The 14551-nt window shown below is 60.2% G+C and carries 14 protein-coding genes; 4 read left to right on the forward strand and 10 right to left on the reverse strand.

Going from position 1 to position 14551, the window contains the following annotated elements:
- Window positions 1–199 precede the first annotated feature (199 nt).
- Window positions 200–925: an SIMPL domain-containing protein gene (locus I2G20_RS16190; RefSeq protein WP_196260782.1), complete on the forward strand. Its 726-nt coding sequence runs from the start codon at window positions 200–202 to the stop codon at window positions 923–925.
- A 4-nt stretch (window positions 926–929) separates the two neighbouring features.
- Here I2G20_RS16190 and I2G20_RS16195 read toward each other — a convergent pair whose 3' ends face one another.
- Genes I2G20_RS16195 through I2G20_RS16205 form a run of 3 tightly spaced genes read right to left on the reverse strand, consistent with a single transcriptional unit; the run spans window position 930 to window position 2957 of the window.
- Entirely contained in the window at window positions 930–1325 is a 396-nt protein-coding gene (locus I2G20_RS16195) for a Fur family transcriptional regulator (RefSeq protein WP_196260783.1), read from the reverse strand.
- Entirely contained in the window at window positions 1322–2179 is an 858-nt protein-coding gene (locus I2G20_RS16200) for a metal ABC transporter permease (protein WP_425502657.1), read from the reverse strand. Before I2G20_RS16200 ends, I2G20_RS16195 begins: the two co-directional genes overlap by 4 nt.
- Complete coding sequence (locus I2G20_RS16205; protein WP_196260785.1) at window positions 2118–2957, reverse strand: ATP-binding cassette domain-containing protein; 840 nt, start codon at window positions 2955–2957, stop codon at window positions 2118–2120. Before I2G20_RS16205 ends, I2G20_RS16200 begins: the two co-directional genes overlap by 62 nt.
- 95 nt (window positions 2958–3052) lie before the next feature.
- Between I2G20_RS16205 and znuA the strand changes: the two genes are divergently transcribed.
- The 3 genes from znuA to zigA all read left to right on the forward strand — a co-directional run bounded on the left by znuA (window position 3053) and on the right by zigA (window position 6617).
- Window positions 3053–4078 carry a zinc ABC transporter substrate-binding protein ZnuA gene (gene znuA, locus I2G20_RS16210; RefSeq protein ID WP_196260786.1) on the forward strand — a complete coding sequence of 342 codons (1026 nt, stop codon included), beginning with the start codon at window positions 3053–3055 and terminating at the stop codon, window positions 4076–4078.
- Between the two features lie 93 nt (window positions 4079–4171).
- Window positions 4172–5362, forward strand: a complete 1191-nt coding sequence (locus tag I2G20_RS16215) for a metallochaperone AztD (RefSeq protein WP_196260787.1) — start codon at window positions 4172–4174, stop codon at window positions 5360–5362.
- Between the two features lie 61 nt (window positions 5363–5423).
- Window positions 5424–6617 carry a zinc metallochaperone GTPase ZigA gene (gene zigA / locus I2G20_RS16220; RefSeq protein ID WP_196260788.1) on the forward strand — a complete coding sequence of 398 codons (1194 nt, stop codon included), beginning with the start codon at window positions 5424–5426 and terminating at the stop codon, window positions 6615–6617.
- Window positions 6618–6620: 3 nt separating this feature from the next.
- Here the strand turns inward: zigA and I2G20_RS16225 are convergent, their stop codons facing one another.
- The 7 genes from I2G20_RS16225 to I2G20_RS16255 form a co-directional block, all read right to left on the reverse strand.
- The gene (locus I2G20_RS16225; protein WP_196260789.1) at window positions 6621–6989 is read right to left on the reverse strand and encodes a DMT family protein; all 369 of its coding nucleotides are present in this window, start codon (window positions 6987–6989) and stop codon (window positions 6621–6623) included.
- A 124-nt stretch (window positions 6990–7113) separates the two neighbouring features.
- Entirely contained in the window at window positions 7114–8775 is a 1662-nt protein-coding gene (locus I2G20_RS16230; protein WP_196260790.1) for an ABC transporter ATP-binding protein, read from the reverse strand.
- Window positions 8775–9716, reverse strand: coding sequence for an ABC transporter permease subunit (locus I2G20_RS16235; protein WP_196260791.1), 942 nt, complete (start codon window positions 9714–9716; stop codon window positions 8775–8777). Before I2G20_RS16235 ends, I2G20_RS16230 begins: the two co-directional genes overlap by 1 nt.
- 3 nt (window positions 9717–9719) lie before the next feature.
- Entirely contained in the window at window positions 9720–10694 is a 975-nt protein-coding gene (locus tag I2G20_RS16240; protein ID WP_196260792.1) for an ABC transporter permease, read from the reverse strand.
- Window positions 10695–10918: 224 nt separating this feature from the next.
- The gene (locus I2G20_RS16245; protein WP_196260793.1) at window positions 10919–12505 is read right to left on the reverse strand and encodes an ABC transporter substrate-binding protein; all 1587 of its coding nucleotides are present in this window, start codon (window positions 12503–12505) and stop codon (window positions 10919–10921) included.
- Between the two features lie 508 nt (window positions 12506–13013).
- Window positions 13014–13757, reverse strand: coding sequence for a DnaJ domain-containing protein (locus I2G20_RS16250; RefSeq protein WP_196260794.1), 744 nt, complete (start codon window positions 13755–13757; stop codon window positions 13014–13016).
- Window positions 13754–14482, reverse strand: coding sequence for a VWA domain-containing protein (locus I2G20_RS16255; protein ID WP_196260795.1), 729 nt, complete (start codon window positions 14480–14482; stop codon window positions 13754–13756). The genes I2G20_RS16250 and I2G20_RS16255 overlap by 4 nt, the downstream gene beginning before the upstream one ends.
- Window positions 14483–14551: the final 69 nt, after the last annotated feature.

Raw genomic sequence — 14551 nt, forward strand, 5'->3', positions numbered from 1 at the left:
CGTCCGGAGATCGAGTGACAAAGCTTTCGACATGTCCGCCGGCCTCCTCACCCGGCAAACATGATGAATCAGAAACGCGTTGATTTGGGAACCCGCACCGATTCATTCAGCTCGGGTGACGCTCTAGTTCGCCCAAAACCCACCATAATTGCAGCGCTCACTGGCATTTCGCCGGGGGGCCGGATGTGGGGATTTCATCATGGAATTTTTGGGCAGGGTTATTGCCGCCGCGCTGATCGCGGTGGGGATTGCAGGTGCCGGATGGCTTGGCGGGCAGGCGCTCATCGAGAGCCGCCAGCCGGTACGGACTGTAACGGTCAAGGGGCTGTCGGAACGCCCCGTTATGGCGGACCTGGGGTTCTGGCCGATCAAATTCGTGGCGACGGGCCCGTCGCTTGAGGATGCCCGGGCAGAGCTTGAGGCTGCGGATGCGTCCGTGCGACGCTTCCTTACTGCGCAGGGTTTCGCCGAAGAGGCGATGCGGGTCCAGAACATATTCGTCGAAGATCGGCTTGCCGGCTATAACGCCTCGAACATGCCCGATCTCGCCCGGTTCGTGCTGACAGAAGAATTTCTTGTGACATCGACCGATGTCGAAGCCATCGCCGAGGCGGCGCGTAATGTGGGCGAAATGCTGCGGATGGGGGTGGTATTTTCGTCCGACACCTACAATGCCGGCCCGTCCTATGTCTTTACCGGATTGAACGATCTCAAGACCGATATGCTGGCGGAAGCTACCCAGCGGGCGCGCGAGTCAGCGGAAGAGTTCGCACGCGAAGCCGGCGCGGCGGTGGGCACCATCCAGACGGCCAATCAGGGCGTGTTCGAAATTCTCGCCGCTGTCGAAATTCCCGAACAACGCAACGAAAAACAGATCGAGAAGAAAGTCCGCGTCGTAACGACAATCACGTATTTTCTCGAGTAGACAGCTACGCCGCACACTTGCGGCATTGGCCGCGGATTTCCATTGTGGTGCGGGTGGGGCGGAAGCCTTCGGCTTTCGCCCAGGCGTCCAACCGCTGGCGCACGACGTCGTCGGAAAATTCCGACACCTGGCCGCATGTTTCGCATATGGCGAACGCGATGAGACCCGTGTTGTGGCAATGGGGATGCGCGCAGGCGACGAAGGCGTTGAGGCTTTCGAGCCGGTGGGCGAGACCCATATCGAGCAACTTGTCGAGAGCGCGGTAAACCTGGAGCGGCGCACGCAACCCATCGTCGCGCAGCTTGTCGAGAATGGTATAGGCGCTCAGGGGGCCTTCGGCCTTTTCCAGCGCGCCAAGCACAAGCGACTGGTTGCGGGTGAGATCGGAGTGTTCGGTCATGCGGACGGTCCTTTAATCCCCAGCGGTACAATCGAGGTCAAGGCAAAGATTCCCAAAGCTGCCACGACAATCGAGGGGCCGGAGGGGGTATCGAAATAGAGTGACCCCCAAAGCCCCAGCAGCACGGCGGCGACGCCCCCGAGCGAAGCGTAGAGTGCCATCTGTTCGGGGGTTCCTGAGAGACGCCGGGCGGCGGTAGCGGGGATGATGAGCATGGCCGTGATGAGCATTACCCCGAGGATTTTCATGGCGATCGCGATGAGGCCTGCGAGCAGGACCATAAAAACCAGCCTCGTGCGTTCGGGCTGAAAGCCTTCGGCCTGCGCGATGTCCTCGGAAACCGTGCCTGCCAGCATCGGTCGCCATAGCCATGCGAGTGCGGCCAGCACCAATGCCCCTCCACCGTAGATTACGGCGAGATCGGCAACGGAAACCGCGAGGATGTCACCGAACAACAGCCCCATGAGATCGATGCGAACGTTGGGCATGACCGACACCAGCACGAGCCCCAGCGCGAGTGCAGAATGGCTGAGCAGCCCCAAGAGCGAATCGGCCGAGAGCGTACCGCGTCGCTGGAGGAAGGCCAGAACCAATGCGGTCAGCACGGCAATGGCGAAGACGCCGGCTATGGGCGTAATGGAAAAGAACAGTGCCAGCGCCACCCCGAGAATGGCCGAATGGGCCATCGTGTCGCCGAAATAGGCCAGGCGCCGCCAGACAATGAAACTGCCCAATGGCCCTGTGACGGCGGCGATGCCGACCCCTGCGATAATCGCGCGCGTGAAAAAGCTCTCAAGCATGGCTATGCTTTTCCCCCTCCTGGTGATCGCAATGGGGGCCGTGGGCATGGTGATCGAAGTGAAGATGGCCCGAAGCGTCGCGCACGGTTCCATCGGGTAAATGTGCATGGTCGTGATCGTGGCGGTAAATCGCCAAGGTCTGGGCGGCACGCGGGCCGAAGAGGGCCGTATATTCGGAACTGACGGCCACGGCTTCGGGCGTGCCCGAGCAGCAGACATGACCGTTGAGGCAGATGACCGTATCGGTGCGGGCCATCACGACGTGCAGATCGTGCGAGATCAGCAGCACACCGCAGCCGGTCTCGTCGCGGATCCGTCCAATGAGATCGTAAAGCGCGACCTCGCCCGAAAAATCGACGCCCTGTACGGGCTCATCGAGAACGAGGAGATCGGGCCTGCCGATAATGGCGCGGGCAATAAGCGCGCGCTGGAATTCTCCACCCGAAAGCGAATGGACCTGCGCGTGGCCCAAATGGGCGATGCCGACCTGATCGAGCGCGGCGGCGATTTCGGCTTTGGTGTGCCGCGCGGCGAGGGTCATCAGCCGGTTGACGGTCATGGGCAGCGAACGGTCCATCGCGACCTTTTGCGGGACGTAGCCCACGCGGAGTTTCGGTGCGCGCCATATCTCGCCTTCATCGGGTGTGACGATGCCGAGAGCGGCCTTGACGGTCGTGGATTTGCCCGAACCGTTGGGACCGATCAGGGTGACGATTTCCCGCCTCGCAATCGACATATCGACGCCGCGGACCAGCCAGCGCCCATCACGGCGGACGCCGATACCGGATACTCTGACAATCTCGTCGCGCTTGGGGGGTGTGAAGTTTTCCATAGGTGCTCGGATGACGGATTGACAATGCAGCGGATGTTATAGCATTACGTATCGAACGTTACATCATAACATATCTATCCGGAGCGCCATATACAATGTCCAAAACTCCGCTCGCGCTCATCGCGCCCGCCGCGATTGCCCTTTTCGCTGCCAGCCCTGCTTTAGCTGCCCCGAACGTCGTTGCAACGGTCAAGCCGCTGCACTCGCTGGTCGCGGCCGTGATGGAGGGTGTGGGGACACCCGAGTTGCTCGTGCGAGGGGCAGCCAGTCCGCACGGCTTCTCGCTCAGGCCCTCGGACGCCGCCAAGCTCGAAGCCGCCGATATCGTGTTCTGGATCGGCGAAGATCTGGAAACCTTCCTGCCCGGCCCGCTGGCCTCTCTTGCGGCCGATGCGACGGTTGTCGAATTGATGGATGTCGATGGCATGATCATTCTCGATCTGCGCGAAGGTGGTCTGTTCGAGGCGCACAGTCATGATGACGACCATAACCATAGCCACAATGATCACGAGCATGACGACCACGGCCACGGGCATGATCACGATGATGACCATGGGCATGATCATGACGATCATAGCCACGACGATCATGGACATGACCATGCGCATGGCGATGGACATATCTGGCTCGACCCGCAGAACGCGCGGCTGATGGTAGCGGCGATCACCGATGCCCTGATCGCGGCGGATCCGGAAAACGCCGAAACCTATAATGCCAATGGCCAGGCCACTGCCGAACGGCTTGTTGAGCTCGAGACCGAGATTGGCGCCGCGCTCGCCCCTGCACGCGGCAAGCCGTTCTTCGTCTTCCACGACGCCTATCACTATTTCGAAGCCCGCTTCGACATCGAGGCGACCGGGAGCTTTACTGTCAATCCGGAGGTTGCGCCAGGCGCGGCACGGCTGACCGAAATTCGTGCGACCGTCGAGGGGAGCGAAGCGGTGTGTCTATTTGCAGAGCCGCAGTTCAGCCCGGCAGTTGTCCACACCATTGCCGAGGGAACGACGGCGCATACCGGGGTTCTCGATCCGCTGGGCGCCGATATCGAAGACGGGCCGGAGCTCTATTTTACTCTGCTGCGCGACCTGGCGGCCAGCCTCAACGATTGCCTTAGCCAGTAAGCACCAGCGCTCAATCCATCTTCAGGGCGGGCTGAAATGTCCGCCCATTTTTCCAACCACAAATGTAATGTTATAACAAAAGGATAATTGAATATGCGAAACCTTCTTCTATCAACCAGTGCCGGTTGGATGATTGCGGCGCTGGCCAGCGGCCCGGTGCTGGCCGATGAAATTTCCTTCTGGCGCGCTTTTGTTTCCGATCACGGTGAGGCGAAAGTAAGCGTTGTTGATCTCGATGCGGGGACGGTGAGCCACAGATTTGAAACTGAGGGACCGGCAGCCCTTTATGCGACCGGATCGGGCAAAGCGGTCTTTGCGGTACAGGGTGGAGCCAATGTCGTGCAGGCGTTCAGCTCGGGTATCGAGATCGATGACCACGGGGACCATGGCGATATCGAGATTTCTGAACCCGCAGCACTTCCGGGAAGCATTGCAGGCGAGCGACCGGTCCACTTTGTCGAGCATCATGGACAGATTGCCCTGTTTTTCGATGGCGAGGGCGTGGCCAAGATCGTCAGGGAGAACGACTTCGGAGCAAATGTGCGCGAGATCGATTCCGGGGCGCCGCATCACGGCGTTGCCGCCGCCTATGGCGACTATGTACTGATATCCGAGCCGCACCCGGAAGATCCCTCCAATCTGCCGGTCGGCATATATGTCGTCGGGCCGGACGGGAACCGGGTGGGCGACCTTTACGAATGTCCGGATCTCCATGGCGAAGCGTCTTCGGGGAACCTCCTCGCCATCGCCTGTGCGAGCGGCCTGCTGCTCGTCACCAACAGCGCAAACGGCCCGCAGATTTCGCACCTGCCCTATGCCGAGAGCCTGCCGGAAGGCAAATCCACGACGCTTCTGGGCGGAACGAGCATCCAATACTTCCTCGGAAATTACGGCGCGAACCGGGTGGTGATCATCGATCCTTCGGATGCCGACGGGTTCCGGCTCGTTGATCTGCCGACGCGCCGGGTGCATTTCGCCACCGATCCGATACGGCCCCAGTTCGCCTATATTTTCACGGAAGACGGTAATCTGCACCGGCTCAATATCCTTTCGGGCAATGTGACCGGAACGCTTGCGCTGACCGCGCCCTATTCGATGGACGGACACTGGTCCGATCCGCGTCCGCGCGTAGCCGTTGCCGGTGATGAAATCCTCGTGACCGATCCGCTCGAGGGCAAAGTGCTGCGCATCGATGCGTCCAGCTTCGAGATCGCGGGTGAAATCGCTGTCGAGGGCGTGCCTTATAATATCGTCGCCGTCGGCGGCTCGGGCCACGCCCATTGACCTCCTGCCGCCCCACCCTGTGGCGGGGCGGCACCTTCCCAACACTTTCGAGCCTCACTTCATGGTCAGTCGTCTTCCCGTTACCGTTCTCTCGGGCTTTCTTGGCGCCGGGAAAACCACCCTACTCAATCACGTTCTCGCCAATCGCGAGGGCAAGCGCGTTGCGGTGATCGTCAACGACATGAGCGAGGTCAATATCGACGCCGCCCTCGTGCGCGAGGGCGAAGCGAACCTCTCCCGTACCGATGAACAACTGGTCGAGATGACCAATGGCTGCATCTGTTGCACGCTACGCGACGATCTTTTGAAAGAAGTACGACAATTGGCCGAACAGGGACGGTTCGATTACCTGCTCATCGAGTCCACCGGGATTTCCGAACCCCTGCCCGTCGCGACCACGTTCGACTTCCGGGACGAATCTGGCGCTTCCCTGTCGGATATCTCGCGGCTCGATACGATGGTGACGGTGGTCGATGCAGCGAACCTGCTCGCTCACTATGCCTCCCACGACACGCTTCAGGATCATGGCGAGAGCCTTGGGGAGGGCGACGAGCGCACGCTGATCGATCTTCTGGTCGAGCAGATCGAATTCGCCGATGTGATCGTGCTCAACAAGGTTTCGGCGGCAACGGCTGAGCATCTCGATGCCGCCCGCAAGATCATCCGCTCGCTCAACGCCGAGGCCCGGCTCATCGAGACCGATTTCGGCAAGGTGGCTGTGAGCGATATCATGGGCACAGGGCGGTTCAGCTTCGAACGGGCGCAGGCACACCCGCTATGGTTCAAGGAACTCAACGGGTTCAAGGACCATGTGCCCGAGACCGAAGAATACGGCATTCGGAGCTTTGTCTATCGCGCGCGGCGGCCGTTCGTGCCGCAGCTTTTTCACCGGTTTGTCAACGACGCGTGGCCCGGTGTGGTGCGCGCCAAGGGCTTCTTCTGGCTCGCGACCCGCCCGTGGTTCGTGGGAGAGATGAGCCAGGCGGGAGCGATGGTCAGGACCGAAAAGCGTGGGCTCTGGTGGTCGGCGGTACCGAGGGAACGCTGGCCGGACAATCCCGAGTGGCAGGCCGCGATGACGCCCTATCTCGACCCGGTCTGGGGCGACCGGCGGCAGGAGCTTGTGTTCATAGGGATCGATCCCATGGAGGAGGTTGCCCTAAGGAAACGGCTCGATTCCTGTCTCGTGCCGGCAAAGGGCTTCAACCCTGAGGACTGGGCGCACCTGCCGGATCCGTTCCCAGCCTGGCAATAGTCCCTATTTGAGCGGGCCCTTGAAAATGAAGAAGGCACCGAGTGCAATGAAGGCGAAGCCCAGGACGTGATTGAGGGTGAACTTCTCGCCGAGATAGAAGATTGCAAAGAGAGCGAAGACGGATAGGGAGATGACCTCCTGAATCGTCTTGAGCTCGGCGCCCGAATAGACGCCATACCCGATACGGTTTGCGGGGACCGCCAGCCAGTATTCGAAGAACGCGATGCCCCAACTGACGAGCACGACGACCCACAGCGCCGCTCCAGGAAACTTGAGATGCCCATACCAGGCGAAGGTCATGAAGACGTTAGAAGCGATGAGCAGGACGATCGGCGCGACGACCGCGAAAAGCGAAGGCACGGCAGCTTGCATTTGGCACTCTTGGATTACGCACGTCTGGAACCGTCGCGCGGATTCAAAGCGCTGATTTTCGGGCGAACGCAAGCAGATTTTTTGTCGGGGTGCAGGCAGCACCGCACCCCGACAAGAGCAATGCCTAGGCCACTTTTGAAATGTCGGGCACCGCGTCGAGCAGCATCCGGGTGTAGTCGGCCTGGGGATTGCCGAAAATCTCTTCGACCGGTCCGCTTTCAACCAGCACGCCATTATGGAGCACGCCTACGGCGTCGGCCATCTGGCGGACCACGGCGAGGTTATGGCTGATGAGAAGATAGGTCAGCCCGAACTCCTCCTGCAACGCAGTCATCAATTCGAGCACCTGAGCCTGCACCGAGACGTCGAGAGCCGAAGTCGGCTCATCACAGATTATGAACTCGGGCTGGCTCGAGAGTGCACGGGCAATGGCGATGCGCTGGCGCTGGCCGCCCGAGAACTCATGAGGGTATTTGTGCATGACGCCGGGATCGAGCCGGACCTTGGTCAAAAGGTCGGCGACCCGATCGGCGACTTCCGCGTTGCTGGAGGATAGCTTCAAGGCCCGGATCGGCTCGGCGATGATATCGCCTACACGCCAGCGCGGATTGAGGCTGGCATATGGGTCCTGGAAGATCATCTGGATAGAGCGACGGCGCTTGGTCGCAGCTCCTCGATCATTCCAGATGTCAACACCCTCAAGCTTGACGCTGCCCGCAGTGGGGGGCTGGAGGCCCACCATCATACGGGCACAGGTCGATTTGCCCGAGCCCGATTCACCAACCAGGCCATAGGTCGAGCCACGCCTGATCGTAAAGGACACGTCATTGACGGCCTTGATGATCTTGCGATTGCCGCCAAACAGCCGCGACAGGACAGACGGCGAAAGGTCGAATTCGCAAAAGAGGTTTTCGACCGTCACCAGAGGTGCGTCGTCCTCGTTTGCGGCCGCCACCTGTCCCTTTGCGGCAGCAGCGGCGTAACGCGGGTTCTGCGACTTGATCGAGGGAATGGCCTCGATGAGCTTGATCGTGTAGGGCTCCTTGGGACGATTGATGATGTCGCCGACGCTTCCCGTTTCGACGATTTCGCCCTTGTTCATGACGATCATGCGGTCGGCCGCTTCTGCGATGACACCCATATCGTGCGTGATGAGCATGACGCCCACGCCGCGCGAGGCACAGAGCTCCTTCAAAACCTTGATGATCTGGGCCTGCACCGAAACATCGAGCGCCGAGGTGGGTTCGTCGGCAATGACGAGATCCGGCTCAGCGGCCAACGCCAGCGAAATCACGACACGCTGACGCATTCCCCCCGAGAACTGATGGGGATAAGCGTCGATCCGCTCCTCGGGCTTGGGAATGCCCGCTTCGGCGAGCAGCTTTATCGCGCGTTCGCGGGCCTGCGCCTGATTGAGCGGCAGGTGGCGCTGGATGGTTTCGACGAGTTGTTCCCCGACCGTATAAAGGGGGTTAAGGCTCGTGAGAGGGTCCTGCATCACCATGCCGATACGCTTGCCGCGGATCTTGCGGTAGCCTTCCTCGTCAAGACCGTCGATGCGCTCGCCCTTGAGACTGATATTGCTCACGGTGACTTCGCCCGGCCTGTCGACGAGGCCCATGATGGCAGTGCCAGTTATGGATTTCCCGGCACCGGATTCGCCGACCACCCCCAGCACTTCGCCGGGCATGATATCGAAGGATATGCCATTTACGGCGGTGAAATCGCCCCGGCGGAGGTGAAAGACGACCTTGAGATCGCGGACCGAAAGAAGCGGTTCAGCCATCAGCGGAGCCTCGGGTTAAGGGCGTCGCGCAGCCAGTCGCCCAGCAGGTTGACCGAAAGCGCGAGCAGGATCAGCGTGAAGGCTGGGAAGGCAAGGATCCACCATTCGCCGGAGAACAGGAACTGCTGGCCGATGCGGATCAGCGTGCCGAGCGACGGCTGGGTGGGCGGCACGCCGACGCCGAGGAAGGACAGCGTCGCCTCCTCGATAATGGCAAGCGCCAGCCCGATGGTCGCGATTACGAGCACGGGGCCGACCACGTTCGGCAGGATGTGCTTGATGAGGATGAAGATCGGCGGCACGCCCATGATGCGCGCTGCAGATACGTAATCCTTCTGCCTCTCGACCATGGTTGCACCACGCACGGTGCGCGCGAATTGCGCCCAGTTGGAAAGCCCGATGGCGAGGATAAGGACGACCAGCACGGTGTTTTCCTGCTGGTTGGCCGGAATGAGCCCGCGTGCCACGCCAAAGATCAGGAGAGCGATCAGGATGGCGGGAAACGAAAGCTGGATATCGGCAATGCGCATGATGACCGCATCGAGCAGCCCGCCGCGATACCCGGCGATCAATCCCAACGACACACCGAGCGTCATGGCGAAAAGCGTAGCCGATAACCCCACGAACAGCGACACCCGCATCCCGTAAAGGATGGTCGAGAGCAGATCGCGTCCCTGATGATCGGCACCGAGCAGAAAGTAGTTTCCGGCAAAGGACGTCGACATGGGCTTGGTGAACCCATCCATGAGATTGAGTGTCCGCGGATTGAACGGGTTATAGGGCGCAATCCAGGGCGCAAGTATCGCAGCCAGGATCAGCACCACCGCGATAATCGATGCGACGATGGCAATCGGAGAGCGGCGGTAGGAAAAGACCAGATCGGAATCGAGAACGCGGACGAGCCGGCTCTGCGGTTTTGCGGGGGTGGTGACATCGGTCACGGCTTATCTCCCGCCCGCGACGCGAAGGCGCGGGTCAACTATGAAATAGAGGATGTCGACGATCAGGTTGATGACGACGAAGATGAAGGCGACGAACATCAGGTAGGCCGCCATTACCGGCACATCGACCACTGCGACCGAGTTGACGAAAAGCGATCCCACGCCCGGCCACTGGAAGACGGTTTCGGTGATGATGGCGAAGGCGATGACGGATCCCAGTTGCAGACCCGTGATCGTGATGACCGGCACGAGCGTGTTCTTGAGCGCATGGCCAAAATTGATGGCGCGCTTGGAAAGTCCGCGGGCACGGGCAAACTTGATATAATCCTGCCGCAGCACTTCGAGCATTTCAGCCCGCACAAGGCGCATGATGAGCGTCATCTGGAAAAGCGAAAGCGTGATGGCCGGAAGGATGATCGAACGCAGGCCAGACTCGGTCAGAAAACCTGTGCGCCACCAGCCAAGATCGACCACCTGCCCGCGACCAAAGGAAGGAAGCCATTTCAATTCGACGGCAAAGACGTAGATGAGCCCGATACCGATCAGAAAGGTGGGCAACGAGACGCCAACCAGCGAGGCGGTCATAATGACCCCGGTCGACCAGTTCTTGGGGCGAAGCGCAGTGAAAACGCCCAATACCAGCCCGACCGTCAGCGCCAGCGTCGCAGATACAAAAGCCAGTTCGATGGTCGCGGGCAGGCGCGACATGATCAGTTCTGCCACCGGCTGCTGCAAGCGATAAGAGATGCCGAACTGGCCTTGAAGCGCATTGCCGATGAAGCGGAAGAATTGAACGTAGAAGGGATCGTTGAGGCCCAGCCGCTCACGCAGCAGCGCCTGATCGGCCATCGTCGCTTCCTGGCTGACGAGCGAAGCGACCGGATCGCCCACATAGCGGAACATCAGGAAGGAAATAAGGGCAACAGCCAGCATGACGAGAGCGGATTGCCCAAGTCGTCGGATGATGAAGGCCAGCATTGTCTCGCGGTCTCCGTTTCAGATCGAGGCCAGTGCCAATCGAAACGCTTCTAGCCGATGCGCCCTTCAAGCTATTGTGGCCTGTCTGGAAGTGTAGCGTCTATCGGGACGCCCTCATATCCCCTTGTCCGCGGGTGCATCAGCACCGGCTCGGGGAGGTGGATAAGGAAACGCCGCACCGCAACTTTTTCAAGTTACGGCGCGGCGATTCAATGTCAACGAACCTACTCGAAGGTCACCGACGTCATCAGCGGCTGATTTTCCGGATGAACCGGCAGCGTAATGTTGTCGCGCATCGCATAGGCCAGGACCTGGTTGTGGATCGAAAGGAACACATGGTCCGCCTGAACCTGCTCCCAGATCTCGGCGATCACGGCATCGCGAGCTTCGAGATCGGTCATGGTGCCGAGCGAGACGATCTTGGCGTCAACATCGGGGTTGGAATAAAGCCCGATGTTGTAGGTGCCGAGACCGGAGTCGTTCTTGGTGTGCACCAGACCATTGAAATTATAGGCCGAGTCGAAGGTCGGCACGCCCCAGCCAAGGAGGTAGAAGTCCGTATCGCTATTGAGAATGATCGGGCTGTGCTGGGCGACAGGACGCGAGGCGAGCGTCACGTCGATGCCAATCTGCCCGAGCATGCCGACAACAGCCTGAGCGATAGCTTCGTCGTTGATGTAGCGATCGTTCGGCGTGTCAAGGGTGACCGAGAAACCATCGGCATAGCCGGCTTCGGCCATCAACTCACGGGCCCGCTCGAGATCGGGTGCCGGGCAGGCATCGAGCTCGGGTGTCCAGCCGCTGACGAACGGAGGCATGTTGACGCAGGTCGGGATCGACTGGCCGCGCATGACCACCTGACGGATGGCCTCACGATCGACAGCAAGGTTCATTGCTTCGAGCACACGCACGTCATCGAACGGGTTTGCGCCGTCGGTTCCAGAGATCGAGGTGCCTTCACGCAGATCGCCGAAGCGGTAACCGAAGTAAATCGTGCGGTTTTCAGGACCGGTCTCGATCTTGATGCCGTCGGTACCGGCAAGGCGCTCGATATCCTGAACGGGCACGTCCTGGACGATATCGACCTCGCCCGACAGCAGTGCGGCAACGCGGGTCGCGGCATCGGCGATCGGGAGATAGATGATCTCGGTTACTTCGGGCGTTTCATCCCAGTGATCTTCGAAATGGCGCAGAACCGAACGAACGTCGGGGTCGCGCTCGACCAGAACGTAAGGGCCCGTGCCGTTGGTGTTGCGAACGGCGTAATTGTCTTCGCCTGCACCGAAATCCTGGACATCGACCACGTCATTGGCCTCGGACCAGCCCTTGTCCATAATGAAGGTGTTGGTGACGTTGTTGGGATAGAGCGGCGAAGGGCCGGCCATCTGGATTTCAACGGTATGGTCGTCGACCGCGCGCACCTCGACGATGTCGCCATGCAACTGGCGCATGTTCGAACCTTCCGAACGGGCGCGATCAAGCGAGAACACAACGTCCTCGGCAGTGAAATCCTCTCCGCCGTGGAACTTCACGCCCTGGCGCAGTTCGAACACCCAAACGGTGTCATCGTCTTCCTTGATATACCAATCGGTCGCAAGGCGTGGCTGCAAGGCGCCGGTCAGGTCACGGTCGAGCAGGGTTTCGTAGATGTGGTGGTTGAAGTTGTGCGTGGGACCCTGATTCTGGGAATGCGGGTCGAGAGTCAGTGCGTCGGTGGAGCGCGCCCAGCGGACTGTTTCGGCGCTGGCTGCGCTAACGAGCACACAAGAGGCCAGAAGGGCCGCTGCAATGCCGGTCAGAGTTTTCTTCATATCTGTTCAATCCCCTTGAGATGCCCACCGCCGGCGGCGTTTTGCCTCCGGCGGTGAAGACTTCGAATGCAAACAGAACACGTCAAACGATGCCGGCAGTTCGAACCAGGGAACTCCGCTACGGAGATCATCTATGTCGAACGTGTCGGGTCACCTGTCTGGCGCACTCTCTTTGTCGATGTGCAGGGGTATCTTTTGCATGATGATTCCTCCCTGCGACTTGGGGCCAGCAACGCGGCTAAGCGCTGCACGCCGAGACCGCAACAAAGCGCCTTTTGTATGATCGCGCAATGGGTATCTAGCAGCCCTTTACGTCAACGAGACTGACCCTTCTTTACCCTTTGGTCAAAAATACAAGGATTTACAGAGCTTAAGAGGCGTACCAATTGGTACACACTGCTTTAAAATGGAGCAAAATTTTTTTGGTGCCTAGCAATAGCTCGTCAGGCGTGCGGCGACAAAAGCCGGATACGGCTCGAATGGGAGCGATTTGGTCCCGATCACGGGCCTAGCGCGCCGAGCGCTTCACATGATCGAGGAGCAGGTCTTTAGCTTCGTTGATGCGAGCAGCAAGAAAAGAGGATCCCCCGTGATCGGGATGCACCTTCTTCATGAGCGTCCTATGGGCCTTGCGGATGTCCTCGGCGCTCGCGCCGGGCTTAAGTCCGAGGATTTCATACGCCTCGTCAATGCCAGAAAGGCCGGAACCGGTGTCCGCACGACGCCCTTCGTCTGCTCCTGCTCCGGAATCCATTCCGAAGTGCTCGGCGAACCAATCGCGCCAGCCCGCGCGGTTGGCATCGAGCCAGCTTTCGAACAGCGCCAGGGAGTCCGCGTCGTCCGCGACCTCGTCGTAAAGGGCCCAGCATTCCTCAGCCGTCAGGGAGGAAAGATCGCGGCCGGCGAAAAGGCCTTCATTGACGGCTCCCGACACCGAACCTGTTTCATGCTCGAGCCGCATGGAGAGATAGCGGCTGCGGACCTTGGAGCTGTTGTTTGGGCTCGACATGCCCGCGCCGAAATCGATGGGACCGAGCCGGCCGCGGGTCAGCACGCCTGCTGCAGCGATGCCGACAAAGCTGGCGAGCATCATGTTGCCACGCAGGCCGAGGACCGCAGCCACAGCGGCGAGTCCGCCTCCGACAATCCATCGCAGCGCCCGAACGAGCCGACGAATTTCGCCCTGCGTGTAAAGAGAGTAGAGCCAGGCACCCAGCACGACGGCCACAGCCCCCAGGAGAATCCAGGTCATTTGAGCTGTTCGAGCAGCTTATGCGCCTGCCCGCCCCCTTGGAGCTTCAAAGCCTGGCGGCCACCGCTTGCATAGGCTGCAACGGCACGCAAGAGCGCGGCGAGTTCGCGCGGAGCTTTTGCGTCGAAGCGCGCATAGGCTCCCTTCGAGAGACGGGCGAATTCGCGGAATGCGGTTTCGGCGGTTGGATCATGTCCTTCCTGGAAAACGAAGATCGGGCAACCTAGCAGACCAATCTCTCCCGCTTTCTGGGACAGGCGGTCGATATCTTCCTCCATCGCGTCGCCCACATAGACGATGGCGTTGATCCGTTCCTTCTTGTGCTCTTCGCGAGCGTGGGAGAAGACCTTGGAAATCTGCGTATGGCCGCCACGGCAATCGATTCCGGTCATGAGATTGGCCAGCGCGCGCGGGTCGGCCACCCATTTGGAAGCCCGGCATTCGCCAAATCCACGAAAATAGATGAGTTGGACGCTGAGACCACCGGTATCGGCAACAGCCTCGAACATTTCGGCCTGCAACTGGCAAGCAAGGTCCCATGTCGGCTGGCGGCTCATTGTCGCGTCGAGCGCAAACAGCAGACGGCCCTTACCTCCGCCCTCACCTGCCCTGGCCGCCGACATGGTGCCGACTTTGGCGATAAAATCGGCAATAGCGCCCGATTTCGGCCGCGCCTTGCGTGCCGATAACGCTTCATCCCGCTTGCTCGGTTGTTTGGTGTTCATCGCCTGTCCCTGTTACCGGCAATATGGTCCCCGAGGACCTGTACCGCAAGAGTTTGGCCCTGCACTCGC

Source organism: Pelagibacterium limicola (genome assembly GCF_015694405.1).
GTDB lineage: Bacteria > Pseudomonadota > Alphaproteobacteria > Rhizobiales > Devosiaceae > Pelagibacterium > Pelagibacterium limicola.

Excerpts from the sequence above, each read along its gene's own strand:
- I2G20_RS16190 (WP_196260782.1), top strand. The coding sequence starts at position 200 with ATGGAATTTTTGGGCAGGGTTATTGCCGCCGCGCTGATCGCGGTGGGG.
- I2G20_RS16195 (WP_196260783.1), bottom strand. The coding sequence starts at position 1,325 with ATGACCGAACACTCCGATCTCACCCGCAACCAGTCGCTTGTGCTTGGC.
- I2G20_RS16205 (WP_196260785.1), bottom strand. The coding sequence starts at position 2,957 with ATGGAAAACTTCACACCCCCCAAGCGCGACGAGATTGTCAGAGTATCC.
- znuA (WP_196260786.1), top strand. The coding sequence starts at position 3,053 with ATGTCCAAAACTCCGCTCGCGCTCATCGCGCCCGCCGCGATTGCCCTT.
- I2G20_RS16215 (WP_196260787.1), top strand. The coding sequence starts at position 4,172 with ATGCGAAACCTTCTTCTATCAACCAGTGCCGGTTGGATGATTGCGGCG.
- zigA (WP_196260788.1), top strand. The coding sequence starts at position 5,424 with ATGGTCAGTCGTCTTCCCGTTACCGTTCTCTCGGGCTTTCTTGGCGCC.
- I2G20_RS16225 (WP_196260789.1), bottom strand. The coding sequence starts at position 6,989 with ATGCAAGCTGCCGTGCCTTCGCTTTTCGCGGTCGTCGCGCCGATCGTC.
- I2G20_RS16230 (WP_196260790.1), bottom strand. The coding sequence starts at position 8,775 with ATGGCTGAACCGCTTCTTTCGGTCCGCGATCTCAAGGTCGTCTTTCAC.
- I2G20_RS16240 (WP_196260792.1), bottom strand. The coding sequence starts at position 10,694 with ATGCTGGCCTTCATCATCCGACGACTTGGGCAATCCGCTCTCGTCATG.
- I2G20_RS16245 (WP_196260793.1), bottom strand. The coding sequence starts at position 12,505 with ATGAAGAAAACTCTGACCGGCATTGCAGCGGCCCTTCTGGCCTCTTGT.
- I2G20_RS16250 (WP_196260794.1), bottom strand. The coding sequence starts at position 13,757 with ATGACCTGGATTCTCCTGGGGGCTGTGGCCGTCGTGCTGGGTGCCTGG.
- I2G20_RS16255 (WP_196260795.1), bottom strand. The coding sequence starts at position 14,482 with ATGAACACCAAACAACCGAGCAAGCGGGATGAAGCGTTATCGGCACGC.